This is a genomic window from Streptomyces sp. NPDC107517 (assembly GCF_055582645.1).
The window spans coordinates 58,809-82,653 of sequence record NZ_JBVJPM010000022.1 but is presented as its reverse complement, the minus strand read 5'-3'; the positions used below and the strand labels follow the sequence as shown (position 1 = coordinate 82,653).

General features: G+C 69.0%; 19 protein-coding genes and 2 pseudogenes. 11 read left to right on the top strand and 10 right to left on the bottom strand.

Features of this window, described 5'->3' with window-relative positions:
- Positions 1-20: 20 nt before the first annotated feature.
- Positions 21-1,001 carry an NADPH:quinone reductase gene (locus ACZ67T_RS35455; protein ID WP_469989692.1) on the bottom strand — a complete coding sequence of 327 codons (981 nt, stop codon included), beginning with the start codon at positions 999-1,001 and terminating at the stop codon, positions 21-23.
- Between the two features lie 19 nt (positions 1,002-1,020).
- Positions 1,021-1,551, bottom strand: a complete 531-nt coding sequence (locus ACZ67T_RS35450; RefSeq protein WP_469989690.1) for a PadR family transcriptional regulator — start codon at positions 1,549-1,551, stop codon at positions 1,021-1,023.
- Positions 1,552-1,674: 123 nt separating this feature from the next.
- Here ACZ67T_RS35450 and ACZ67T_RS35445 point away from each other — a divergent pair, with 123 nt between their 5' ends.
- Entirely contained in the window at positions 1,675-3,003 is a 1,329-nt protein-coding gene (locus ACZ67T_RS35445) for an MFS transporter (RefSeq protein WP_469989688.1), read from the top strand.
- Here ACZ67T_RS35445 and ACZ67T_RS35440 read toward each other — a convergent pair.
- Positions 3,000-3,473 carry a MarR family winged helix-turn-helix transcriptional regulator gene (locus ACZ67T_RS35440; protein WP_469989686.1) on the bottom strand — a complete coding sequence of 158 codons (474 nt, stop codon included), beginning with the start codon at positions 3,471-3,473 and terminating at the stop codon, positions 3,000-3,002. The two genes, ACZ67T_RS35445 and ACZ67T_RS35440, sit on opposite strands and share 4 nt — an antisense overlap.
- 128 nt (positions 3,474-3,601) lie before the next feature.
- Here ACZ67T_RS35440 and ACZ67T_RS35435 point away from each other — a divergent pair, with 128 nt between their 5' ends.
- Entirely contained in the window at positions 3,602-4,738 is a 1,137-nt protein-coding gene (locus tag ACZ67T_RS35435) for a luciferase domain-containing protein (protein ID WP_469989684.1), read from the top strand.
- A 91-nt stretch (positions 4,739-4,829) separates the two neighbouring features.
- Here ACZ67T_RS35435 and ACZ67T_RS35430 read toward each other — a convergent pair whose 3' ends face one another.
- The 3 genes from ACZ67T_RS35430 to ACZ67T_RS35420 all read right to left on the bottom strand — a co-directional run bounded on the left by ACZ67T_RS35430 (position 4,830) and on the right by ACZ67T_RS35420 (position 8,801).
- Positions 4,830-5,984: an MBL fold metallo-hydrolase gene (locus ACZ67T_RS35430; RefSeq protein ID WP_469989683.1), complete on the bottom strand. Its 1,155-nt coding sequence runs from the start codon at positions 5,982-5,984 to the stop codon at positions 4,830-4,832.
- 224 nt (positions 5,985-6,208) lie between these two features.
- Positions 6,209-7,654 (bottom strand): aldehyde dehydrogenase family protein, encoded by a 1,446-nt coding sequence (locus ACZ67T_RS35425; protein WP_469989681.1) that lies wholly within the window; start codon positions 7,652-7,654, stop codon positions 6,209-6,211.
- A 40-nt stretch (positions 7,655-7,694) separates the two neighbouring features.
- Positions 7,695-8,801, bottom strand: a complete 1,107-nt coding sequence (locus ACZ67T_RS35420; RefSeq protein WP_469989679.1) for an NAD(P)-dependent alcohol dehydrogenase — start codon at positions 8,799-8,801, stop codon at positions 7,695-7,697.
- Positions 8,802-9,148: 347 nt separating this feature from the next.
- Here ACZ67T_RS35420 and ACZ67T_RS35415 point away from each other — a divergent pair, with 347 nt between their 5' ends.
- From ACZ67T_RS35415 to ACZ67T_RS35385, 7 genes are all read left to right on the top strand, one after another.
- Positions 9,149-9,949, top strand: a complete 801-nt coding sequence (locus ACZ67T_RS35415) for a PaaX family transcriptional regulator (protein ID WP_469989678.1) — start codon at positions 9,149-9,151, stop codon at positions 9,947-9,949.
- A gap of 145 nt (positions 9,950-10,094) precedes the next feature.
- The gene (locus ACZ67T_RS35410; protein ID WP_469989676.1) at positions 10,095-11,675 is read left to right on the top strand and encodes an FAD-dependent monooxygenase; all 1,581 of its coding nucleotides are present in this window, start codon (positions 10,095-10,097) and stop codon (positions 11,673-11,675) included.
- On the top strand, positions 11,672-13,765 hold the full coding sequence (locus ACZ67T_RS35405) for an acetate--CoA ligase family protein (RefSeq protein WP_469989674.1): 2,094 nt from the start codon (positions 11,672-11,674) through the stop codon (positions 13,763-13,765). Before ACZ67T_RS35410 ends, ACZ67T_RS35405 begins: the two co-directional genes overlap by 4 nt.
- Complete coding sequence (locus tag ACZ67T_RS35400) at positions 13,746-15,473, top strand: (2,3-dihydroxybenzoyl)adenylate synthase (protein WP_469989672.1); 1,728 nt, start codon at positions 13,746-13,748, stop codon at positions 15,471-15,473. The genes ACZ67T_RS35405 and ACZ67T_RS35400 overlap by 20 nt, the downstream gene beginning before the upstream one ends.
- Positions 15,470-16,585 (top strand): cupin domain-containing protein, encoded by a 1,116-nt coding sequence (locus ACZ67T_RS35395; RefSeq protein ID WP_469989670.1) that lies wholly within the window; start codon positions 15,470-15,472, stop codon positions 16,583-16,585. Before ACZ67T_RS35400 ends, ACZ67T_RS35395 begins: the two co-directional genes overlap by 4 nt.
- Positions 16,582-17,406: a fumarylacetoacetate hydrolase family protein gene (locus ACZ67T_RS35390; protein ID WP_469989668.1), complete on the top strand. Its 825-nt coding sequence runs from the start codon at positions 16,582-16,584 to the stop codon at positions 17,404-17,406. The genes ACZ67T_RS35395 and ACZ67T_RS35390 overlap by 4 nt, the downstream gene beginning before the upstream one ends.
- On the top strand, positions 17,403-18,110 hold the full coding sequence (locus ACZ67T_RS35385; protein ID WP_469989666.1) for a maleylpyruvate isomerase family mycothiol-dependent enzyme: 708 nt from the start codon (positions 17,403-17,405) through the stop codon (positions 18,108-18,110). The genes ACZ67T_RS35390 and ACZ67T_RS35385 overlap by 4 nt, the downstream gene beginning before the upstream one ends.
- A 318-nt stretch (positions 18,111-18,428) precedes the next feature.
- On the opposite strand, the pseudogene ACZ67T_RS35380 reads toward ACZ67T_RS35385, so the two are convergent.
- The 4 genes and pseudogenes from ACZ67T_RS35380 to ACZ67T_RS35365 all read right to left on the bottom strand — a co-directional run.
- A pseudogene (locus ACZ67T_RS35380) lies at positions 18,429-18,665 on the bottom strand (helix-turn-helix domain-containing protein); the annotation flags it as partial.
- Between the two features lie 147 nt (positions 18,666-18,812).
- A pseudogene (locus tag ACZ67T_RS35375) lies at positions 18,813-19,217 on the bottom strand (AraC-like ligand-binding domain-containing protein); the annotation flags it as partial.
- Between the two features lie 354 nt (positions 19,218-19,571).
- A complete protein-coding gene (locus ACZ67T_RS35370) occupies positions 19,572-20,573 on the bottom strand; it encodes an alcohol dehydrogenase catalytic domain-containing protein (protein WP_469989664.1) in 1,002 nt (333 codons plus the stop codon).
- A gap of 333 nt (positions 20,574-20,906) precedes the next feature.
- Positions 20,907-21,410 carry a MarR family winged helix-turn-helix transcriptional regulator gene (locus ACZ67T_RS35365; protein WP_469989662.1) on the bottom strand — a complete coding sequence of 168 codons (504 nt, stop codon included), beginning with the start codon at positions 21,408-21,410 and terminating at the stop codon, positions 20,907-20,909.
- Positions 21,411-21,619: 209 nt separating this feature from the next.
- Between ACZ67T_RS35365 and ACZ67T_RS35360 the strand changes: the two genes are divergently transcribed.
- On the top strand, positions 21,620-22,210 hold the full coding sequence (locus ACZ67T_RS35360) for a malonic semialdehyde reductase (RefSeq protein ID WP_469989661.1): 591 nt from the start codon (positions 21,620-21,622) through the stop codon (positions 22,208-22,210).
- Positions 22,211-22,468: 258 nt separating this feature from the next.
- On the top strand, positions 22,469-23,542 hold the full coding sequence (locus tag ACZ67T_RS35355; RefSeq protein WP_469989659.1) for an alkene reductase: 1,074 nt from the start codon (positions 22,469-22,471) through the stop codon (positions 23,540-23,542).
- The last annotated feature ends 303 nt before the right edge of the window (positions 23,543-23,845 follow it).

Below are 23,845 nucleotides of genomic sequence, written 5' to 3'. Positions count from 1 at the left end.
CAGTGTGCCAACGGCAGCCGTCACTTTGGCATGGCGACCAGCACCCGGCCGCGTCCGCCCGCGTCGACCCGGTCGTGGGCCTTGGCGATGTCCTCAAGTGCGTAGCGGTCGCCGACGCCGACCGTGAGGGCACCTGCGACCGCTGCGGTGGTGAGGTCGCGGGCGGCTTGCCGTTTGGCCTCGGCCGGGAAGTCGTCGCTGCCGAGCAGGCGCAGGGTGACGTTGTTGAACAGCAGGGGCCAGAAGGGGAGTTCGGTGCGGTCGGCCTGCGTTCCGTAGGCGGCGATGACGGCGTCGAGAGCGGTGACCACGTTGTCGAGGTCGGCGTTGGCGGACAGGGACACCTCGACGACGCGGTGTACGCCGTTCGGCGCGTGCGCGCGGATCGCCGCGGCCGGGTCTTCCATGTCGAGGGCGACGGCGTGGGAGACGACAGCCGGGTCGATGAGGACCAGGTCGCGCTCGCGGCGCACGGTGCCGAGGACGGTGGCTCCACCCCAGCGTGCGAGTTGCGCGGCCAGTGAGCCGACACCGCCGAGGACGCCGTTGACGAGCACGAGCCGGCCGTCGACCGGCCCGTCCGCGAACACCGCGCGGTGGGCGGTGATGCCGGGGATGCCGAGACTCGCGCCGAGTTCGTCGCTCAAGTGGTCGGGGAGTGGAACAGCCTGGTCATCCGGCACCACGGTGAACTGGGCGGCGGTGCCGAAGGGCCGGTAGGACTGGGCGCCGTACACCCACACCCGCTCGCCCACACGGTGGGCGTCGACCCCGCTGCCCACGGCGTCAACGACACCGGCGGCGTCGCTGTGGGGGATCACCCTGGGGTACGGCATGGACGAGCCGAGCCAGCCGCGCCGCTTTTTGGTGTCCCCGGGGTTGACGCCGGACACGGCGACGCGCACGCGGACCTCGCCGGGGCCGGGCTCGGGGTCGGGCAGCTCGCCGACGTGCAGGACATCGGCGGCCGGGCCCTGACGGTCGTACCAGGACGCGAACATGGACTACCTCCGGTGGCTGTCAGGGTTGGTCGGGCGCGTTCGTGCCCAGGACTTCGTGGAGCCAGGTGCGCTCGGCCCGACTCGTGGCGCGGGCGGTGAGCATCAGGCCGCGCCGGTAGGGGTCGGCGGTCTGCTCGGCGGAGATCGGTCGGTCGCCGACGTAGAAGAAGCTCGCCGGCTCCTCCAGGAAAGCGAGGCGGCGACGGAGCACCGCGTGCTGCTCGGCGACGTCGGGCAGCTGTGAGAGGAAAGCCAGGATCGTGGAGAAGCGGGCGAAGTCGGTGATCTCGTGGTCGGCCGGCCTCCGCAGCCGATCCAGCATGTCGGCGCGTCCGGCCTCCGTCAGGTTGAGCACGTAGCGGGACGCGCCCGCGCGGGGATCGGCCTGCCGTTCAAGGAGGCCTGCCTTGGCAAGTCGGGTGATGGCCGGGTACAGGCTTCCGTCACTCACGGGGCGAGTGAAGCCCGTCAGGTGTGAGACACGCCGTCGCAGTTCGTGACCTGGCAGAGGGCCCTCGGCGAGGAAGCCCAGAATCGCGAGTTCCAGCATGAGGTCATCTTCTCACATCAAACATCGATTCGATGTTCACATCGATTCGATGTTAGCCTCTCATGGCCGTCCCGCAGTCGAGGCCACGCCTCACCTGTTCACCACCGCCGAGAGCCGCGAACCATGGAATTCAGAACCTCTGTCACCGAGTCCGCGTCCGTCGCACCCCCTCCACCACCCGCCCTGCCGCGTTCTTCCATGGCGGTGGCGGCGTTCTCCACGGTGGTCGAGTGGTACGACTTCACGCTGTACCTCTACATGACCACTGTGCTGGCCAGGGTCTTCTTCGGCCCGGGCGCGTCCTCCGTTCTCACCACGCTCGCGGTCTTCGCCATCGCCTACGTGATGCGGCCGCTCGGTGCCCTCGTTTTCGGTCATGTTGGCGATCGGCTGGGGCGGCGCAAGGTGATGCTGGCCTCGATGTCGATGATGACCCTGGCCATGCTGGTCACCGCTCTCCTGCCCACGCGTGAGCAGATCGGTTCGACGGCCGCGGTACTGCTCTTGCTGCTCCGCTGCGTCATGGGTTTCTCCGTGGGCGGTGAGTACACGGGCGTCATGACGTACCTGGTCGAAGGGGCGCCGCCCCGGCGGCGTGGCCTGATCGCCTCTCTTGCCTCCGCCGCCAGCGAGGTCGGGGCGCTGCTGGCCGTCGGTGTGGCGGCGCTGACCACCGCCACGACGAGCCGTACGGCGATGGACGCCTGGGGGTGGCGTATCCCGTTCCTCGTCGGCGCCCTGCTTGCCGCAGGTACTCTGATCGCGCGCTCCGCGATGCGTGAATCCCCGGCGTTCGAGGAAGCACGGCAGGCGCGGGCGACGTCTCCCGCTCCGCTGGTGCGCACACTGCGCAGCCGACGGCCGGGCATCTACAGAGCGTTCGCCATCTCCGCGCTCGGCTCCATCACGTACTACGTCGGGATCACCTATGTCCCCACGTACCTCACGTCCGTGGGTGGCTTCGCCGAGAGCGACGCACTGTGGCTGTCGACCGTCGCCTCCGTGACCGTCATCGTCGTCACGCCGTTCGCCGGAGTCATGTCCGACCGGCTCGGCCGGCGCCCCACCCTCGTGATCTTCGCTGTGCTGTCCCTGGTCCTACCGGTGTCGATGTTCGGGTTCATGACCGGAGGGCACGCTGTGACAGCTCTGGTCGGGGCCGTGGTCCTGGCACTGGTGGCGGGCGGAGTCAGCGCCGTGGGCGCGTCCTCGGCCCCGGAGCAGTTCCCGGTGGTGGGTCGGCTCAGCGGGCTGGCCGTGGCGACGGTGGCCACGACGATCTTCGGAGGCCTCTCGCCGTACGCCTCCCAGGCTCTGATCGACAGCACCGGATGGACGCTCGTGCCCGGGGCCATGGTGGCGGGCGTCGCCCTCATGGCCCTGCCGGTGCTCTGGCGTCTGCCGGAGACTGCACCGGCGCGTGTCGGTTATGCGGGCGGCGCCCGTCCCTAGTTTCCGTCATTGCGGGTGAGGGCTGGGTGAGGTTCGCGCAGCCGGTCCAGCAGGCCGTCGAGGAGCGCCAGCGCACCGTCGTCGAAGCCGGCGAAAGCCTCGCGCAGGTTGCGGGCGTGTGCGACCGCGGCGCGCTCGACGGCCTCCCTGCCCTGGTCGGTGATGGCGGCGTAGAACACCCGCCGATCGGTCGGGCACGGACGGCGCTCGACGTATCCGGCAGCCGCTATGCGGTCCACCAGTCTGGTGATGCCGCTGCTGGTGAGGACGACGTCCTCGGCCAGGGCGCCCATGGTCAGCTGGCCGCCCTGCGTACGGGCCAGCCGGATGAGGACCTCGAACCACACCTGCGGCAGACCGGACTCGCGCTGCATGGCCGCGCCGAGCTGCCGCTCGAGCCTGTTGGACGCCTCCAGCAGGCGGCCGAACGTCGTGATGAGGCGATCGTCGATGGGTGAAGGGGAGGTCATGCCAAAAGTGTAGGTCGAAATAGTTGCGGCAGCAGTTATGTTTGCTAGCGTGTCAATATCTGACTCGTCAACTATTTAGGGAGTGCCCTGCGCACCGCGACCGCGGTGCGCAGGGCCGGAGGCGCATCATGAGCGAGTTCGCGGAGCCCGTCGTCGTCGGCCGAGGAAGCGAGGACGCACCGCTGGTCGTCCTGCTGCACGGCCGAGGCTCACGGGAGACCGACATCATCGGGCTGGCGGACGCGTTGCCGAGCAGCCTGTCCTACGCCGCGGTCCGGGCGCCCATTGCGGAGCACGGGGGCTTTGCCTGGTTCGCCAACCGCGGTATCGGGAGGCCGGTGGAGGAGTCGTTGCGGGGCACGATGGACTGGTTCCGGGCATGGCTGGACGAGGTGGCACCACCGGGTCGCCCGGTCCTCCTCGTCGGCTTCAGCGGGGGTGCCGCTTTCGCTGGAGGCCTCGTACTGGACGATCCCGCGCGATTCGCCGGAGCGGCGATCCTCTACGGCACGCTGCCGTTCGACGCAGGTGTGCCGACCGACCCCGCGCGTCTGGTGGGGGTACCTGTCTTCGTCGCCCAGGGGGATCACGACCAGGTGATCCCGCCCGAACTGCTCGATCGGACCTGGCGTTACGCGACGGTCGAGTCGGGCGCCCCCACGGTCGCGCGGCGCGATCCGGTAGGGCACGGGATCGCACGTGAGGCGCTGGGCAGCCTGGCGGGCTGGCTGGTGGAGCGATCGGCGTTCCTCGCGCGCCAGGGCGTACAGGCTGCCAGTCCGGCGGGATGGGTGGGCCTGCTCGACGGCCTTCCCTCCCGCGTCGGTCCGCGTCCCGACGTCACGACGACGATCCCGCAGCAGCAGCGTACGGACCTTGCTCCGGTGGAACTGCAGGAGAAGTTGTTCACCCGGCTGAGCGCGCTCCCTGGTGTCCGAAGCGGTCAGTCGGCCATCTCGGTTCCCGGCGCACGCGGATTCATGTTGACCATGCCCCAGTCCGGTCCTGACGCGGCGTTCCTCGTGCCGCACGTGGGGGAGTTCGCGCATCTGCACCCGGAATCCGACGGATCGATGCACGTCGCGCTGCCGCTGCCCATGGCTGCCGAGGCGATCGCGAGCGGATGGGCCGTTGCCCACCCGCTCGCCGGGATCCGCCTCACTCCCGGGATGGTGCTCGTGTACGGCCCCCGAGACGACGACGAACTCGGTGTGGTGTCGTCCATCGTCGCCACCAGCCATGCCTGGGCAGCTGATCTGGGATGACTGGCGTCAATCGGCTCCGGTCAGGCGGGCCGACGGGAGTTGCCGGCGGACGGCCTCTGCCTCGACCGCCCGGGATAATGCTCACGTGGCGTCAATGGACACTGATCCGTTGCAGATCATTGCCCACCACGACCGAGCCGTCGTAGCCGCGATTGGCGAACCGTGTCCACTTAACTGGGTCCACTTTTCGATCCTTGAAGTCGATGATGTGGGACAGCACGAGCTTCGACACATCTGCCCGCTGCGCGATCGATCCGACTTTCTGGACTTCGACATGAGACTTGAGCATGTGGTCGCGTGACACCGGTGGCAGGGCGCTTCCCTCGAGGTTCACCGCTTCGTGCACCAGCACGTCTGATCCGTGCGCCAACTGAACGAGGTTGTCGGACATCATCGTGTCCCCGGAGAAGGTGACCGATCCGTATTCGGTATCGAAGCGGTAGGCGAAAGCCGGGAACACGGGGCCATGGGGTACCAACGTGGCGGTGACGCGAACACGGTCGTCGCTCATCACCGGGAACGGTGGGCACGGAGGGCTTGTGTGTCTGAAGCTCGCACCGACTTCTGGGATGTTGATCTCGTGGACCACCGGCATTGCGCTGGTGTCGGGGAAGCCGCTGTCCCGCATCAGCACGTTGTTGCTGTAGGCGAAAGCCTCGGTGCATCTACGGGTGAGTTCCTTGAGCCCGGGCGTTGGTTGGTCGGGGCTGGTGACCGGGACCTTCTTTCCGCCGAAGGCGGCGGGCAGTCCACCCGCCGGTCCGGGGCCGTAGACCTGCACCGGGCCGGCTATGCCGTCAGCGATGGCGGGAATGGTGCCCCCGCCGAGCATGAAGAAGTTGTAGTAGTCGGCGACGTGATCGGCATGCAGGTGGGTGATGAAGATGCCGGCGAGATCTGAGAAGTTGAGTCCCGCTCGGCGGTACTGCGTGGCTGCGGCGCGCCCGCAGTCGACGATGTACACCCTGCCGTCGACGACCAGCGCTGTGGAGGTGCCGGTGCGGTCGGCTGCGATCGGAGGCCCGGCCTGAGTGCCCAGGAGAATGAGCTCGAGTCGGCGGGAAGAGCGTGTTGCTGTTGGCCGGGCAGTTGCGCCGGAGGGTGACGAGGAATGCTGGGAAGGTGCGCAGGCGGCCAGACCGGCCGTCGCGGTCCCTCCGATGCCGGCGAGAATCGACCGTCTTGTGAGGCTTGAGGTCTGTGCGGTGTCCTCACGGTCCGGGCGCAAGCAGCAAGCAATGCACATGTGTACTCCGTTCCACAGGGCAGCCCGCGATGTGCGGAGAGTCTCCGCTTGGAGACGGCGGGCAGCCGATGCCAGGTCAGTTCGGGGTGATCAGGGCTGGAGCGACTATCTGCCGAGGCGCGGCGGCGGAGGCGGTCGCGCTGCCGTAGCAGGCAGCCACGCAAGCAAGCGCGCAGCCGTGCGGGGTGGCACGTATCGAATACGCGCCACCCCGCACGGACGGATCACTTCAGGAGTCGGATGGCGTGCTCCTCCACGTATTCCTTCATGCCTGCCTCACCGAACTCCCGGCCGATGCCGCTCTGCTTGATGCCGCCGAAGGGCATCCGCAGGTCGAGGGACTCGAAGGAGTGGGTGTTGACGAAGGTGCTGCCGGCTTCGATCCGGCGAGCCAGGGCGAGTCCGCGCTGGTGATCGGCCGTCCACACCGAGGAGCCGAGGCCGTACTCGGAGTCGTTCGCCCAGCGCACGACCGTGTCCTCGTCGTCATACGCGATGAGCGGGACGACCGGGCCGAACTGCTCGCAGGAGGTGATGGGGGCGTTGTGCTCGGCGTCCCGTACGACGTGAGGCTGCACGTAGTACCCGTTCTCTGCCGAGGGCAGCCTCCGGCCGAGCTCGATCACGTTGGCGCCACTGTTGCGCGTGGACTCGATGATGCCCGTCACCTTGTCGAACTGGGCCTTGTTGTTCAGCGGACCGAAGCTCGCCTCCTCGTCCAGGCCGTGGCCGACGGCGTACTCCGCGACGCGGGCGCAGAAAGCGTCCGCGAAGGTGTCGTAGCGCGAGCGGGGAACGTAGATCCGCTTCACCGCGAAGCAGATCTGCCCCGTCCGCGTGAACACGCCCTTGAGCATGCGATCGAGTGTGGCGTCGATGTCGGCGTCGTCCAGGACGATGGCCGGGTCGTTGCCGCCCAGTTCGAGGGTGAGGTTCTTGATGGTGCCGGCGGCTGCCGCCATGACGTGGCGTGCCGTTTCGGTGCCACCGGTGAACCCGATCTTGCGAACCAGCGGGTGGGAGACGAGTGCCGCACCCACGTCGGCGTTGCCGTGCACGACGTTGAGGACACCCTCGGGCAGGATCTGCGCGACGCGCTGCAGCGCGAGGGTGAGCGCGGCCGACGCGAACGGGGAGGGCTTGAGCACCAGCGTGTTGCCCGTGGCAAGCGCCGGCGCGAGCTTCATCATCGTCAGGACGACCGGCATGTTCCACGGAACGACGGCTGCCACCACGCCGCGCGGCATGCGTTCGACGCTGATGAAACTCTGCTCGTCGTCGAACTCGACGGGCGTGAAGAAGCTGTCCACCAGGCTCGCGGTGTGCTGGAGCACCCCCGTGCCCAGGGCGAAGTCGGTCTGCGCCTCCCACAGCACGCCACCGTGTTCGCGGACCAGGAGGGGTGCCAGCTCGTCGGCGGACTGTGCCAGGACGTCGGCGGCCTTGAGCAGCAGCTGGGCCCGCTCGGCCGCCGGTACGTTCCGCCACGACTGGAAGGCGGTGTGTGCGGCGCGCACCGCCTGGTCGACGTCATCGGGGGTGCCGACAGCGACGCGTGCGACGACATCGCCGAGCCGACCGGGGTCCCGGACCTCCTCGTAGGCATCTGACGCTGCGAGGCGGTGGCCCTTGAGGTGCCCGATGGAGAGAACTTCGTTGGTCGTGGTCATCGGGAAGGATCTCCTTGTGCGAGTTGTGGGTCGGGGAGGATCAGAAGACGACGACGGGCTTGATGGTGGAGCCGTTCGCGGAGTCCGTGAACGCGGTGTTGATGTCCTGGAGGCTGTAGGTGCGGATCAGCTTGTCGAAGGGGAAACGCCCCTGCTCCCACAGCTCGACCAGGCGCGGGATGAAGACCTGCGGGACCGAGCTTCCTTGGATGATGGTCTTGAACGTCCAGCCCTTGACGAGGGAGGCGCCGATCTCGAACGGCACCTCGGTGCCCGGCTTCGCCGCGCCGACCAGAGCCAGCGTGCCGCGGATGGCGAGCGCGGCGGCGGCCTGGCGCAGGACGGCGGGGACGGCCGTGGTGTCGAGTGCGTAGTCGACGCCGGCACCGTGGGTGATCTTCGTGATCTCGTCCACGACGTCGACGGCACCTGAGTTGATGGTGTGGGTGGCGCCGATCTCTTCGGCGAGTTCGAGCCGGGAGTCGTGCAGGTCGACGGCGATCACGGTGGTGCAACCGGCCACGCGCGCGGCCATGATCGCGGCCGATCCGACCGCGCCCGTGCCGAAGACTACGAGTGACGTACCGGGCTCGGGTCGCAGTTCGTTGAGGACGGCTCCCGCGCCGGTCTGCAGTCCGCAGCCCAGCGGCGCCATCTTCTCGAGGGGAGCTGCGGCATCGACCTTGATGACGCTGGTCTCGACCACATTGGCGTACGTGGCGAAGGCGGACTGGCCGAAGAAGTGCGAGGAGATCGGTCCTTCCTCGTCGGAGAGCGAAGTGCTGCCGTCGCGCCGGCGCCCACCGAAGTCCTCGGCCATCAGGTTCTCGCAGTAGGCCATCTGTCCGGCGCGGCAGCGGCGGCAGTGTCCGCAGTAGGCGGCGGACAGGACGACATGGTCCCCGACCGCGACGGTGGTGATGGCGTCACCGATGGCCTCGACGACACCGGCGCCCTCGTGTCCCAGTACGGCGGGCAGGGGAGTGGGGTAGATGCCGTCGCGGACGATGGCGTCCGTGTGGCAGACGCCGGTGGCGACCATGCGAACGCGTACCTCGTCCGGCCTGGGGTCGTCGAGCTGTAGTTCGCGCACCAGCAGGGGGTCGCCGGTGGCCGGGGCGACGGCGGCGGTGACGGTGGTGGTCATGATCGTCTCTTTTCGTGAACGGGACCCCGGACCGGACTCGATGCGGTTGAGCCAGCGGGGAAGTACGGCACTTGGCCTGCACGGCCGGTGGAGGAGGGCGCCGATCGGCGCGTGACGCGGGCGCTGTGTGTCCGTCCTACGCGGGTGCACCCACGTAGCGCTGTCCTTTCCAGCCATCATCGTGACGGGCATCTTAAGTGTCAATATGATGGCGCTCGTCTTTCAAGTGAGTTACTTCGATCCACTGGTATCCGCGTCGGACAATGGGATCGAGGGGCGTCGCAGCCGGCGTGAGCTGGTGAGGCGTATGGAGTGGGCCCTCTTGCGGGGGCGTCAGGAGGTATGGAGTGAAACCGCGTTCCCTGGTCTTCGACCTGTTCGGCGACTACCTGCGCTACCGGGGTGGCGAAGTGCGGCTGCGCGGCTTGGTCGCGCTCATGGCGTGCTTCGACGTGCCCGAGGCGACCGTCCGCGTGGTCGCCACGCGTATGAGGAAGGAAGGGTGGCTCGTGAGTCGGCGGGAAGGGCGCGAGACGGTCTACGCGCTGACCGACGCCGCCTGGGAGCTGCTCGACGAGGGGCGGGACCGCATCTTCCGCCGGGCTCGCGGGCCCTGGGACGGGCACTGGAACATGGTGGTGTACTCCGTTCCCGAGACGGAGCGCGCGCTACGAGAACAGCTCCGTAAGAAGCTGGCCTGGTTCGGCTTCGGTCCGCTGTCCTCTGCGGTCTGGCTCAGTCCGCACGACCGTACCGAGGAGGTCCTCGCGGCCTTCGCCGACTATCCAGCGGTCCAGCTCCACTCGTTCCGTTCCCGTCTGACAGGTGTCGAGTCCGACCGGGATGTGGCTGCGCGGGCGTGGGACCTCAAGGAGCTGGATCAGGACTACGCGGAACTCCTCGAGACCTATCAGCCGCGGCTGGCGGGGTACAGGGCCGGCGCTCTTACGGCCCGGGAGGCGCTGGTCGAGCGGATGAGGTTGATCCACGACTACCGCCTCTTCCCCTTCCGTGACCCGGACCTCCCGCCGGACCTGCTGCCCCCCGAGTGGCAGGGGCGCGTGGCCCACGAAGTGTTCCTGGAGGCGCACGGCCTGCTGCGGGCCCGGGCTGAGGAGTGTGTCGATCAGCTCCTGAAGGTCGACTGACGGGGCGCCGTGGGAGGTCTAATTGTTTCAGTCACTAGACGGCCGTTGTAAATGTGTCGTACATTGATGTTGCGGCGCCGCTACGGGCCGCCTGAACCGACGGGGCGTGTTCCCGCCCCGGCCCTGCGTCTACCAGGGGATTCCCATGCGTATTGCTGTCGTCGGCGGCGGCCCGGGCGGGCTGTTCTTCGCCACTCTGATCCGCCAGTCCGATCCCACGGCCGAAGTCACGGTCTTCGAGCGCAACCGCGCGGATGACACCTTCGGTTTTGGTGTCGTCTTCTCCGACCGGACCCTCGCGGCGATCCACGAGGCTGATCCCGTCCTGCGCGAGGCGCTGGACGAGCACGGTCGGCACTGGGACGAGATCGAGGTGCGGCTCAAGGGCGAGCGGATCCGCTGCGGCGGCAACGGCATGGCAGCCGTCGTGCGCCGCGAGCTGCTTCTGCTGATGCAGGAGCGTGCACGACAGGTCGGTGCCGAAGTCCGCTTCTCGACCGCGGTCGGCCTCGACGAACTCACCGACTACGACCTGGTGGTCGCCGCGGACGGCACCGGATCGAGAATCCGGGAACAGGTCGGCGCCGACCTCGACGTACAGGTCGAGACGGCCACGGCCAAGTTCATCTGGTTCGGCACCGATTACATGTTCGACGGATTGACCTTCGTTCACGAACACGGTCCGGACGGCGTCTTCGCTGTACACGGCTATCCGATCTCCGACACGATGTCGACCTTCATCGTGGAGACGGACGAGGCGTCCTGGCGGCGCGCCGGACTCGACGAGTTCGACGTGACCCAGCCGCCCGGCGCGAGCGACATGAAGACCAAGCAGTACCTCGAAAAGCTCTTCGCTGAGCAGATCGACGGCAAGCAGTTGCTCACCAACAACTCCCGCTGGGGCAACTTCCGGACCCGTCGCACCGCACGCTGGCACACGTTGACGCCACGCCCGGTGGTGTTCCTCGGAGATGCGGTGCACACCGCCCACTTCTCGGTCGGGTCCGGCACCAAGATGGCCATGGAGGACGCCATCGCGCTCGCCGCGGCGGTCGCCTCCCACCCCGGGGACCTCGAAACGGCGCTCGCGGCCTACGAAGAGGCCGCGCAGCCCTCAGTCCAGAAGATCCAGGACTCGGCGCGGCCCAGCCTGGCCTGGTGGGAGCACTTCGGCCGGTACCACGACGTGTTCGAACCCTGGCAGTTCGCCTACCACTTCATGACCCGCAGCATCACCGACGCCCGCCTGGGCCGCCGCGCGCCGGACTTCATCGCTGCCGGTCACCTCGCCTGGCAGAACCGATACGGCGCCGAGCCGCTGGAGACGCCTTTCGAGAACCGCGGATGGACCACGCCAGGACGCCTGGTCCGCATCTCCCGTGACGAGGCAGACACCCCGGCGGCCGTGGAGGGCACCGAACGACTCGCCCTCTCCGAACAGCCGATCCCTGGCCCGTGGGGTGCGCTCCTAGCCGCACCCACCACCGAAGCCGGGCTGCCCGCCCTGCACGACCGTCTTGCCGAGCTCGTCGCGCTCCCCGAGAAGGACCGGCCCGTCGTGGTCGCCGTCCATGGCGGAACCTCACTCACCCGGACCCTCGCCTGCGAACGAGCCAGGCTGCACGATGGCCTCCCCGCCCTGGTCATCGACCCCCAGGCCGATCGTGACCGTGCCCTGACCACGGTGCTCTCCGGCCGCGCCGATCTCGTAGGAGGGTCCTCGTGACCAGCACCATCACCAGCGGGACGACCGCGCCGTCGGGCGCTGCTCTGGCGTCGCTCTTCGCGCCGCGGGGCATCGCCGTCATCGGCGCCTCGCGCAACCCCGGCAAGCTCGGTGCCGCGTTGGCCCGGTCCCTGGAAGGCTTCGCCGCCGCAGGCGGCCGCCTGGCCCTGGTCAACGGTCGGGACGACACGATGTACCGCTCCGTGCGCGACGCCGCCCAGGACGGGCCGGTCGACCTGGCGATGATTTGCGTACCGGCCCCGGCCTGTCCCGGAGTGCTCGCGGAAGCCGCCGAGGCCGGAGTCGGTGCCGCCGTCATCAGCGGCGGTGGTTTCGCCGAGGCCGGCGGAGCCGGCGTGGACTACCAGCGCGAGCTGGAGAAGGTGGTCGCCACCACAAGCATCCGCCTGCTGGGCCCCAACACCAGTGGCTTCCTCGCTCCGCACTCCGGGCTGACCGCAAGCTTCGTACCCGGCGTGGCCCGCGTCCGTCCTGGGCGGATCGCGGTCGTAGCGGCGAGCGGCGGCGTCAACCACGCCCTTGCGTTCCTGCTCACCGATGCCGGACACGGGGTCAGCCTTGCGGTGGGCCTCGGCAACGGCGTCGACGTCACCGCACCGGACGTCCTGGACCACCTCGCGGACGACCCGCACACCACTGCCGTGGCCCTTCACGTCGAATCCGTCGCCGACGGACCACGCCTGGTGGAGAGCGTGCGCCGACTGGCCGCCCGCCGCCCCGTGATCGCCCTGGTGGTGGGCCGGCACGACGTTGGTGAGTTCGCCGCTTCTCACACGGGAGCACTGGCGACGTCCTGGCGCACCACACGCGCCGCACTTGCCCAGGCCGGGGCCGTGGTCGTCGACGACGAGCGCGAGCTCGTCGACGCCGTCGGAGCCCTCTCCGTGACCCGGGCGCGCCCCAGCGCCGATCCGGCTGTGGGAGTGGTCACCGCCCAGGCCGGCCCGGGCCTCCTGCTCCTCGACGATCTGCGCGGACGCAAGGCCCCCGTCCCCGAGCTGACGGACGCGAGTCAGCAGCGGCTGGCGGAACTCCTGCCGCCACTGACCTTCCAGCGGAACCCTGTCGACACCGGACGCCCGGGGCCCGAGCTGGCCCAGGTGCTCGCGACGGTGAGCGACGATCCGGGCGTCGACATCGTGGCGGGGTACGCCCTGTACGAGCCTGACGCCGTGGACGTGGTCGATGCCGCCGTGCAGGGTCGCAGGGACGGGGTGCCGATGGTGATCGGCCTAGGCGGGTCGGGCGAGGAGGTGGCGTCCGCTCGTAGCGCGCTCCTCGACGCCGGCATCGCTGTCGCCGCCGACCCTCGCGGTGTGGCCGCGGCAGCCGGGGCCCTGCTGGCTGATGCCCGCTCCCGGTCCCGTACCCGCGACGCGGTCGCCGCTACCGCGTCCGAGGTGCCCACCGGCGTAACGGGCGCCTACGACGAGAACCAGGCCAAGGAGCTGGTGTCCCGTCTGGGCGTCGCCACTCCGCCGCGCCGTGCCTGCGACAGCCGGGCCGCCGCACATGCTGCTCTCGCCGACCTGGGCGGTCCGGTGGCGGTGAAACTGCTCGATGCCACGGTCCTGCACAAGACAGAGGTCGGCGGCGTCCATCTCGGGATCGTCACCCCGGCCGAACTCGATGCCGCACTCGACAAGTTGGAAGCCATCGGCGTCCGCCGCTACCTCGTGGAAGCCATGGCCGGACCCGGCGTCGACCTTGTCGTCGGAGCCCGTCGGGACCCCGTCTTCGGCCCCGTCGTCCTCCTCGGCCTCGGCGGCACCACGGCGGAGGCGCTCGCGGACGTCAGCATCCGCCTGGCACCCGTCACCCCGGCCGAGGCCGCGGCCATGCCGGTTGAACTCGCGGGACACGCGCTCCTCGACGGCTGGCGTGGCGGGCCCGTTCTCGACACTGGCGAACTGGGCCGGTTCGTCGCCGCGTTGGGCGACCTGCTCCACGCTAATCCCTCACTCGACGACGTCGAGGTGAACCCGCTGCGCCTCACCGCGGAGGGCCTTGTGGCCCTCGACGCCGTGATCCTGACCAAGGAGACTGACGATGCCCAGCCCGATCTCTGACCACGTCGTCCCCTGGCCGGAATCCGAGGCGCAGCGGTTCGCCGCCGAGGGCTACTGGGCCGGTGTGACGCTCGGCGACGTGCTCCGCCAGGTCGCTGCACGTACCCCCGACGTCATCGCGGTGACGGATCCCGTCGCCTCCGGCGGTGCTGGGGTCCGCCTTTCCCACGCCGAGCTGGCCGAGCGCGCCGACGCCGCCGCCGTCCGTCTCCTGGACCTCGGCATCCGCAAGGGCGACCGGATCCTTGTGCAGCTGGCCAACGGCTGGGAGTTCGTCGTTCTCACCCTGGCCTGTCTGAGGGCTGGCATCGTCCCCGTCATGGCACTGCCGGCGCACCGCCGCTACGAGCTGCAGTACCTCGCGGTGCATGCCGAGGCGGTCGCGATCGCGGTACCGGACCGCATGCGGGACTTCGATCACCAAGCACTCGCCCACGAACTGTCCGCCGACGTCCGCAAGGAGACCGGGGCCGACTGGCACGTTCTGGTCGCCGGGGACGACGTCCGCCAGGGCAGTGTCGACCTGCGAGCGCTGTGCGCACCGGCCACGGACCCCGCGGCGGACTCGGCCCGCCTGGACGCCGCCGGTCCGGGCAGCGGGGATGTGGCCGTCTTCCTCCTGTCCGGCGGCACGACGGGTCTGCCCAAACTGATCGCCCGCACGCACGACGACTACGTCTACAACATCCGCCGCAGTGCCGAGGTCGCCGCGGTCGACGAGACGACCGTCTACCTGATCAGCCTTCCGGCCGGCCACAACTTCCCCCTCGCCTGCCCGGGCATTCTCGGCACACTGGCGGCCGGGGGCACGGTGCTCACCCTGCCGTCGCCACAACCGGAACGAGCCTTCGCCACCATCGCCGCAGAGGGTGTTACCCACACCGCCGTGGTGCCTGCCGTGGCCGCACGATGGATGGAGTACGCCGAGGAGCACGGCGCCGACCGGCTTGCGTCACTGCGCGTCCTCCAAGTCGGGGGAGCCCGCCTGGCGGACGAACTAGCACGCAAGATCCGTCCGGTGCTCGGCACGACCCTCCAGCAGGTGTTCGGAATGGCGGAGGGCCTGCTCAACTTCACCCGCCTCGACGACTCCGAGGACGTCATCTGCACGACACAGGGGCGCCCTATGAGCCCTGCGGACGAAGTACGCATCGTCGACGAACTCGACCACGACCTGGCCGATGGCGAACCTGGCCTGCTGCTGACGCGCGGCCCTTACACACCGCGCGGCTACTACCGGGCGGCGGAGCAGAACACCCGCGCGTTCACGGCAGACGGCTGGTACCGCTCCGGTGACATCTGCCGTCGAACATCGGACGGCAACCTGATTGTCGAGGGCCGGGACAAGGACATGATCAACCGAGGCGGGGAGAAGATCTCCGCCGAGGAGGTCGAGAACCTCGTCTACCAGCTGCCGCAGGTCAGCCAGGTGGCGGCTGTTGCGATGCCGGACAAAACGCTGGGCGAGCGGGTCTGTGTGTACGCGGTGCTCCGTCCAGGCACGTCGCTCACGCTGGAGGAAGTCAGGGCGCTGATGGACCGCATCGGCATCGCTCAGTTCAAGGTCCCCGAGCGACTGGTTCTCGTAGAGGAGCTGGCCGCCACGAAGGTCGGCAAGATCGACAAGAAAGCCCTGCGCGCAGACATCGCTCGCCGCATGGACGGCACCGCTTCCGTGCCCGTCCGCAACTCAGGAGGACTCACATGACATCCGTCGCGTCGCCGGTGCGCATCCAGTCCACGGACGCCTCCGACCAGCCTGATCGCACCCCGCAACTGGAAGACCTCTACCGCAATTTCGAGCGCCAGCTCCTCGTCCCCCTGTGGACGGAGATAGGCGACCTGATGCCGCCCCAGCCGACGTCGAAGGCCCTCCCGCACCTGTGGCGCTGGAAGAACCTGCTCCCCGCAGCGGAGCAGGCAGGCGAACTGGTGCCCGTCGGCCGTGGCGGCGAGCGCCGGGCCATCGCCCTGGCCAATCCGGGGCTGAACGGCAGCCCGTTCGCGACACCGACACTCTGGGCCGCGATCCAGTACCTCAATCCGCATGAGGACGCTCCCGTCCACCGACACACCCAGAACGCCTTCCGTTTCGTCGTCGAGGGCGAGGGCGTCTGGACCGTGGTGAACGGTGATCCCGTGGCCATGCGGCGCGGCGACTTCCTGCCGCAGGCCGGCTGGAACTGGCACGGCCACCACAACGGCAGCGACCGTGCCATGGCGTGGATCGACGGCCTCGACATCCCCTTCCAGCACTACACCGAGGCGACCTTCTTCGAGTTCGGGCCCGACGAGGTCGAATCACGGGAGGCCCCGGAGCGCTCCCGTTCGGAACGGCTCTGGGCCCACCCCGGTCTGCGCCCGCTCACGCATCTGCAGCCCACCCCGGCGACCCCGCTCCTCGCCTACCGCTGGGAGTACACCGACCGCGCGCTGACGGAGCAGCTCGCCCTGGAGGCCGAAGGGGAACCCGTCACCGTGGAGCCCGGCCACGCCGCGGTCCGCTACACCAACCCGACCACGGGCGACGACATCATGCCCACCTTGCGCACCGAATTCCACCGGCTCGCCCCCGGCACGGAGACGGCCGCGCACAAGGAGGTGGGTTCCTCGGTCTTCCAGGTCTTCGACGGCACCGCAGACGTGACCGTCGGCGACGCGACCTGGACCGTCGAACGCGGCGACCTCTTCGTCGTCCCCTCCTGGCAGCCACTGAGCCTCACCACCGAGGCGGGCCTGGACCTGTTCCGGTTCAGCGACGCCCCCATATTTGAACGACTCCACCTCCACCGCAACTACCGGGAAGGCACCCAGGCATGAAGCTCGCGACCATTCGCACCGAGGACGGATTCCGGGTCGTCCGGGTCGAAGACGGCGGATACGTCGACATCGGCCCCGGAGACGTCGGCGGGCTGCTGCGCCGGGAGGACTGGCAGTCCGTCGCGGCGGCGGCAGAGGGCCCGGTCTTCCAGGTCGAGCCCGACCGGCTCGCCCCCGTCGTCCCGAACCCTGGCAAGATCATCTGCGTGGGCCTCAACTACCGCACCCACATCACTGAGATGGGCCGAGACCTGCCGCAGTACCCCACCCTGTTCGCCAAGTACCAGGAGGCGCTCATCGGCCCCAACGACGTACTGACACTGCCGCCGGAGTCGGAAGCGGTCGACTGGGAGGCCGAACTCACCGTCGTGGTCGGCCGCAGCGTCAGGAGGGCCGACCGGGAGACGTCCGCGGCCGCGATCGCCGGCTACACGATCCTCAACGACATCACCGCGAGGGACTGGCAGTTCCGTACCAAGGAGTGGCTGCAGGGCAAGACCTGGGAGGCGAGCACCCCCCTCGGTCCCGTCCTGGCCACCCCGGACGAGCTGGCGCCCGACGCGGAGATCAGCTGCACCGTGGACGACGAGGTGATGCAGAAGTCCACCATCGGTGACCTCGTGTTCGACGCGGCCGACCTGGTCAGCTACATCTCGACGATGATCACGCTCAACCCCGGCGACCTCATCGCCACCGGCACCACCGGTGGCGTCGGCCACGCCCGAAAGCCCGCGCGCTACCTCCGCGACGGTCAGACCGTCGTCACACGCATCGAAGGCATCGGCGAGCTCGTCACCCCGGTCAGGGGCGGAGCGTCGTGAGCGACACCACGCCCTCCACGTATCTCCGTTGGATGACCGAGGGCCACGAGTACTTCGTCGCCTGTCTGAAGGGCGTCGACGATGCGGAGCTCGCAGGACCAACTGCGCTGCCGGGCTGGACGGGAAAGCATCTGCTCTCCCATGTCGGACACAACGCACGGGCCCTGACCCGCCTCGCCCACTGGGCACAGACCGGCGAAGAGACGCCCATGTATCCGAATCCGTCGGCACGGGCGGAGGAGATCGAAGCCGGAGCTCAGTGGTCCACGGGTCGGCTGCGCGACTTCGTCGTGGAGGAGCAGGACCAGCTGTCGGCCGCGCTCGACCGTATTGAGCCGGAGCAGTGGAAGGCGCTGGTCGTGACTGCCCAGGGCCGAACGGTCCCGGCCACGACGATCCCCTGGCTGCGCTGCCGGGAGGTGTGGATCCACGCCTGCGACCTGCCGGGTAGAGGTGGCTTCGACGCCTTCCCCGACGACTTCACGGACGCGTTGATTGACGACGCGCTCACTCGCCGTCGTGGTCCCCAGGCCGTCGACGTTGCGGTCAGCGCCACCGACCGGCAGCAGGGCCTCGGCGCGACCGGACCGGTGGTCGAAGGCCCGGCGGCGGATCTCGCCCGCTGGCTGACCCGGGGCATTGCCTCGCCGACGCTGAGTGCGGCGTCAGGAGGACCTCTGCCGCACCTCCCGGCCTGGCTCTAGGCCGACCGACCGAGTCCGCCGTGTGAGTGGGGCACCGACTGAGTAGTCGTTCGCTGTTGGCCCCAAGGCGTTGCCCGAAGAGCGTCACGACTTCCGGCCCGGAGCCCTCACACCTGATCGACACTCTTGGCCGTCGCGAAGTGCTGCACTCCGCGCGGCCGTAGCTCCATCGGTGCGGGCCCGTTACGGCGGACCCGCACCGTCGGCGTGTTCCTATGTCGGGGGGCGCAGCCAGTGTCCTCGAACGAGTAAGAAGCGTCCGAACCAGGCCGTTCCCTCTATCTCGTTTCTGGCACACCGGCGCCGGCTCGCAACCTGTCACGCCCCCCGGCGCAGCGCGGCCGGTGTGATACCGAACTCGGCCTTGAAGGCCCTGGTGAAGTGCGCTTGGTCGCGGAAGCCCCAGCGAGATGCGACGGCTATCAGCGAGCTGCGCTGCCACCGCGGATCCCGGAGATCGTGGCGCGCGGCGTCGAGGCGCATCGACCGGATCGTTGCCGTGACGGAGCGGTCCTCACCCTCGAACAGTCGATTCAGGCTTCGCGACGACATGTGGTGTGCATCCGCGACCGCTGCGTGTGGCTCAGATCCGGGTCACGCAGGTGAGTACGTATGTAAGCGAGGATGGTTTCCCTGTCCTGGACCCGCGGTCTCCATCGCGGGACGTAACAGTGGCGAGCATGCCGGCGACCAGTTCGATCCCTACTTCACCGAGGTGGGTCCGGGCCTCGTCGGCGCCCCCTCCCGCGCATTCAACAGCGCGTAGTCGGTGAGATTGGCCAGCAGAATCCCCGGGCCTTGGGCCGACGAGAACGGATGACGCATCGCGGTGTCCAGCGTGGCGTCCGAGACGGGCAACGCATTCCGCGGAACCGTGACGACGGCGCAGGTCCAGTCTCCGGAAAGCCTCAGGTCGTAGGGCCGTCCTGTGTCGTACAGGGCCAGTTGGCGAGGCTCTATGAGAACCTCACGGTCGGCTTGGTGGATGACCGCGCTGCCCGCCAGCGGAATGCAGATCTTCGAGGGGTCCTGCGGTGCGGCAGCGATTGCCCTGCGGGTCTTCCGAGGCCGCAACCCATCGGGTGCGTAGGTGAGTTCGCTGCAATCGGCGTCCGACGCCGTGGCGTCGGTCGCCGTGCCTCGGGGGGACGTGGCCGAAAGCTCGGAGCCGCGGGCAGCACATGCCGCTCGAAAGCGACGACGGTCGGCATGGCGGGTAGGGCAGCCGACCCCGTCCTACGTGCTCAACAGAGCTGAGTGGCGGCACGTTTCAACAGCAGACACGGAAAGAGCAAGAACATGGGACTTCTTGATGACGTTCCTGGCAGGGCAAGATCTTCAGCAACGGCTGGAGGGACGCAAAGGGCGGCGTGAGCGACGCCGTCGAGCCGGGGTCAGGCAGCTCGCCGACGGTCAGCACGTCGCGGGCCGCGCCCTTGCGGTCGTACCAGGCGGCACGCATCAGAACTCCTCGGAGGCGGAGTGCGTGAGGACGACGACCTTGCCGCTGAGGGCGTTGGTCTCCACGTCATGGTGGGCGTCGCGGATCCGTTCCATCGGATACGTGGTGACGGGGCCGAGGCTGAAGGCGCCGGCGGCCATCCGGTCCAGGTAGTGCTGCAGCACCGGGGCGGGCAGATCGTCGGCGCCGCCGCCGTAGGAGGTCAGGCGCACGCCGCGCGGGATGTAGGCGATCGGGTAGAAGTCGCGGACGATCCACTCGTTGGACAGCATCCCGGCGAAGCAGACCGTGCCGTGGACGCGGGTGGCGGCCAGGGTGTCGGGCAGCGTCGGGGTGCCGACCAGTTCGAGCGCGGTGTCGACTCCGCCGGGCACGATGCCGTGGACCTGCCCGGCGACGTTGCCGTCGTCGAGGAGCGGGTGGTCGACACCGTGCTCGGCGAGGGTGCCGAGCCGGTCGGCCTGGCGGGTGGTGGCCAGCACGGTGGCGCCCCGCTCGTGGGCGACGGCCGCTGCGGCGTAGCCGAGGGCAGAGGTGCCGCCTCGGATCAGCAAGGTCTGGCCGGGCTGCAGATCGAGGCCGGTGGTGAGGGAGCCGTGGGCGGTCTGGAGGGTTTCGGGGACGGCACCGAGCACCTCCCAGGGCAGTGCGGAGTCGAAGGGAACCACTGCAGTGCGGGGTACGACGGTGTACTCGGCGTAGCCGCCGTTGAAGGCACGGCCCATGCCACCCATCAGCGCGGCGACCTGCCGGCCGGGGCGCAGGTCGCTGCCGGGTGCGGCGTCCACGACGCCGACTGCCTCCAGGCCGGGAACGATCGGGTAGGGCACGCCTTCGGCAATACCCACGCGCATGTGGTGTTCGGAGCGGTTGAGCCCGAATGCCTTCACCTTGATCCGCACCCAGCCCGGTCGCGGTTCGGGCAGCGGCAGTTCCCGGATCTGCAAGTTCTCGACAGGGCCGGGCTCGGTGAGCACGACCGCACGCATCGTCCGCGGCATGATGAATTCTCCATTAGTTCGCATGACAACTATAGTCGAAGCAATGATTGAAATCTGTACTAAGCTGTGTTGGTGTGGCTCCGCGCGATCTGGGGGGAGGGGCGGGGAGTGCGTCATGACCGGGCTGCCATCGGAGCGGGCGTGGTTGGATCCCGCCTGGCGAGCGGGCTGGTCTACGGCGGCGAGCGTGTCGTCACGCCAGCAGGGAAAAGGTCAAAGCCGCCTCGCTGGCCGACTCCGCCATCGTTGCGGATGTCATAACTCATGCCTACGCGGTGATCTATCGATGCCGGACAGCTGCCCGACATCGTGCTGGCGCGGCTCCCTGGGAACTCAGGAAGAGGTCTGTTGACCGGGGTGGAAATGGTGCAGTTCCTTGTGGTCGGGGGCCAGGTCGGCGATGACGGTGCCGAAGACGGTGGCGAGGGTTCGAGCCTGCTCGGGGCTGACGTGCGCGCCAAAGTGATCGCGCACTCCGGCGGCATGTATGGGCCAGGCTCTTTCCAGGGCTGCGAGGCCGTCGTCCGTGAGGACGGCATACCAGGAGCGGCGGTCGGTGCTGCTGCGCTCCCGGGCGACCAGGCCTCGGCGCTCCAGCGAGTCGGCCAGGCGGGTCAGTCCGCTGCGGCTGTAGACCACGGCACGGGCAAGCTCCGCCATCGGCAGTCGCCGTTGTGACGCCTCCGACAACTGGACCAGGACGTCGTACTCGATCAGCGACAGATCCGCTTCTGCTCGCAACTCAGCGTCAAGGCGGCCCACTAGCAGGGCGTGCCCCTTGAGTATGGCGCGCCAGGCCAGCTCCCGATCGGCGTCCAGGAAATCTTTTTCTGCCACACGGGAATTATACGCAACGCAATAGTTGTTGCTGCAATCATCGGTGTGCGAATGATGTGTCCGGGGCTCGGGGCGAGCATCGTGGCGCAGGTTCGGGCCCGCGGCAAGCGCGGAATCGCCGCGAGGCGGCACCCGCTGGGGTGCCCCGTCACGAGTTTCCACTCCTCACTCCCGTATATATCCATAAACCGACATGAAAAATGACAGTCATGCCTTTCGCTCTTGACCCCACCGCCCTGGACCTCCTCTTCCGCGAGGTCCACACCGCGAACGCCTACACCGACGAGCCCGTCACCGACGAGCAGCTGCAGGCCGTCTACGACCTGATCAAGCTCGCGCCGACCGCGTTCAACCAGTCCCCGCTGCGGCTCACCGTCGTCCGTTCCCCCGAGGCCCGGGAGCGCTTGGTCCGGCACATGGCCGAGGGCAACCAGGCCAAGACCGCCGCCGCCCCGCTGGCCGTGATCCTGTCCGCCGACGCCGAGTTCCACGAGGAGCTGCCGCGCCTCTTCCCCGCCTTCCCCGCAGCCAAGGACGCCTTCTTCTCCGAGCGCCCGGTCCGCGAGCAGTCGGCCGTGCTCAACGCCGCGATGCAGGCGGCCTACTTCGTCCTCGGTGTCCGCGCCCTGGGCCTGGCCGCAGGACCGATGAACGGCATCGACCACGCCGGCATCCAGAAGGAGTTCTTGGACGACGACCACACCCCGCTGATGGTCGTCACCCTCGGCAAGCCTGCGGCCGACGCCTACTACCCGCGCGCCCCGCGCCTGGAGTTCGCCGAGGTCAGCACCACCGTCTGAGCCGTGCAGCAAACGGTGCCCCGGTCCGCCGGAGATCCGGGGCACCGGCCGGCCGCTCTCTCCACGGCCCCGCAGACCCGGCCTCGGATCGCACCGGAGCCGGTCGGCACCTGAACCACTTACGGGGAAACCACGGCGCGACCCGTGCCGGTCGCGCGCCGAGAGCCCCACCGCCCTCACTCTCCCCGCCCCATCCACCCGCAGATCGCAGACCTGCAGCCGCCCGTATTCAGCCGCCCGAAGAAGGAACAGAGCATCATGCCTACGGCATTCGACCCCTACGAGCTGGGCAGCAAGCGCCTGGCCAACCGCATAGTGATGGCACCGCTGACGCGTCGCCGTGCATACGGTCCCGGCGCGTCACCGACCGAGCTGATGGCGACGTACTACGCACAGCGTGCCTCCGCCGGGCTCATCATCGCCGAGGCCACCCAGCCGTCCGCCGTGGGCCAGGGCTACCCCGACACCCCGGGCCTGCACTCGGCCGAGCAGGTCCAGGCATGGCGCAAGGTGACCGACGCCGTCCATCGTGATGGCGGCACGATCTTCGTGCAGCTCATGCACACCGGACGGATCAGCCACTCCGATCTCCTGCCCGACGGCCTGCACCCGGTCGCACCCTCCGCGATAGCTGCGCAAGGACACGCGTCCACCCGCGAGGGCCATAAGGACCTGCAAGTCCCGATCGCCCTGACCGGGGACGGGATCACCGAGACGATCGCCGACTTCGTGTCCGCCGCGCGCAACGCGATCGACGCCGGGTTCGACGGTGTGGAGATCCACGGCGCCAACGGCTACCTGGTCCACCAGTTCCTCGCCCCCAACGCCAACCAGCGCACCGACAGTTGGGGCGGCTCCGTCGAGAACAGGATCCGGTTCGCAGTAGAGGTCACCGCCGCTGTGGCCGCGGCCATCGGCGGCCAGAAGACGGCCATCCGGCTGTCCCCGGGCAACCCCTCGGGCGACCTCGAGGAGGACGATCTGGAGGAGACCTACGGCGCGCTGATCGGCCGGCTGGCCCCGCTCGGCCTGGCCTACCTGCACGTCTTCGAACTCCCCGGGCTGCGCGACCTGGTCCTGCGGCTGCGCAAGGACTGGCCCGGCACCTTCCTGCTCAACCCCCACACCACCGGCATGGACCCCGTCGGTCCGGAAGCGCTGGAACTGATCGAGAACGGTACCGCCGACCTCATCGCGTACGGCCGGCTGTTCCTGGCCAACCCGGACCTGCCCGCCCGCCTCGCCGCCAGCGGCCCGTACAACACCGAGGACCCGAACACCGCCATGGGCGGCGACCACCGCGGCTACACCGACTACCCGCCCCTGGGCTGACCGCACCCATAGGGATCAGCACGGAGCGCCACTCGAGTTCCCCCGGGTATGGGGTCAGAACGTCGTCTCGCAGCGAGCCGGGGTCCGCCGGATGCGATGAGGACGTCGGTGTCTTGTCGCCGGGCAGGAGGGCGCCTGGACCGCGGGCCGAATGGGGTGGCTGTTTGTCGGTGGACTGGCTTATCGGGTGCCGGCGCCGGGTCTGGCAGCCGACGTCGCAGGACGGGACTGTCCGGCAGGTCCGGTGACGGGCACGCACCAGTCACCGGACGGGTGAACCGCTGACGACCTCCGATCAGTTGG

What these genes read in the sequence shown, in the direction of transcription:
- ACZ67T_RS35370 (WP_469989664.1), bottom strand. Translation starts at nt 20,573, where the DNA reads ATGCCGCGGACGATGCGTGCGGTCGTGCTCACCGAGCCCGGCCCTGTC.
- ACZ67T_RS35360 (WP_469989661.1), top strand. Translation starts at nt 21,620, where the DNA reads ATGCCTTTCGCTCTTGACCCCACCGCCCTGGACCTCCTCTTCCGCGAG.
- ACZ67T_RS35435 (WP_469989684.1), top strand. Translation starts at nt 3,602, where the DNA reads ATGAGCGAGTTCGCGGAGCCCGTCGTCGTCGGCCGAGGAAGCGAGGAC.
- ACZ67T_RS35445 (WP_469989688.1), top strand. Translation starts at nt 1,675, where the DNA reads ATGGAATTCAGAACCTCTGTCACCGAGTCCGCGTCCGTCGCACCCCCT.
- ACZ67T_RS35430 (WP_469989683.1), bottom strand. Translation starts at nt 5,984, where the DNA reads ATGTGCATTGCTTGCTGCTTGCGCCCGGACCGTGAGGACACCGCACAG.
- ACZ67T_RS35395 (WP_469989670.1), top strand. Translation starts at nt 15,470, where the DNA reads ATGACATCCGTCGCGTCGCCGGTGCGCATCCAGTCCACGGACGCCTCC.
- ACZ67T_RS35455 (WP_469989692.1), bottom strand. Translation starts at nt 1,001, where the DNA reads ATGTTCGCGTCCTGGTACGACCGTCAGGGCCCGGCCGCCGATGTCCTG.
- ACZ67T_RS35355 (WP_469989659.1), top strand. Translation starts at nt 22,469, where the DNA reads ATGCCTACGGCATTCGACCCCTACGAGCTGGGCAGCAAGCGCCTGGCC.
- ACZ67T_RS35400 (WP_469989672.1), top strand. Translation starts at nt 13,746, where the DNA reads ATGCCCAGCCCGATCTCTGACCACGTCGTCCCCTGGCCGGAATCCGAG.
- ACZ67T_RS35440 (WP_469989686.1), bottom strand. Translation starts at nt 3,473, where the DNA reads ATGACCTCCCCTTCACCCATCGACGATCGCCTCATCACGACGTTCGGC.
- ACZ67T_RS35425 (WP_469989681.1), bottom strand. Translation starts at nt 7,654, where the DNA reads ATGACCACGACCAACGAAGTTCTCTCCATCGGGCACCTCAAGGGCCAC.
- ACZ67T_RS35420 (WP_469989679.1), bottom strand. Translation starts at nt 8,801, where the DNA reads ATGACCACCACCGTCACCGCCGCCGTCGCCCCGGCCACCGGCGACCCC.
- ACZ67T_RS35450 (WP_469989690.1), bottom strand. Translation starts at nt 1,551, where the DNA reads ATGCTGGAACTCGCGATTCTGGGCTTCCTCGCCGAGGGCCCTCTGCCA.
- ACZ67T_RS35410 (WP_469989676.1), top strand. Translation starts at nt 10,095, where the DNA reads ATGCGTATTGCTGTCGTCGGCGGCGGCCCGGGCGGGCTGTTCTTCGCC.
- ACZ67T_RS35390 (WP_469989668.1), top strand. Translation starts at nt 16,582, where the DNA reads ATGAAGCTCGCGACCATTCGCACCGAGGACGGATTCCGGGTCGTCCGG.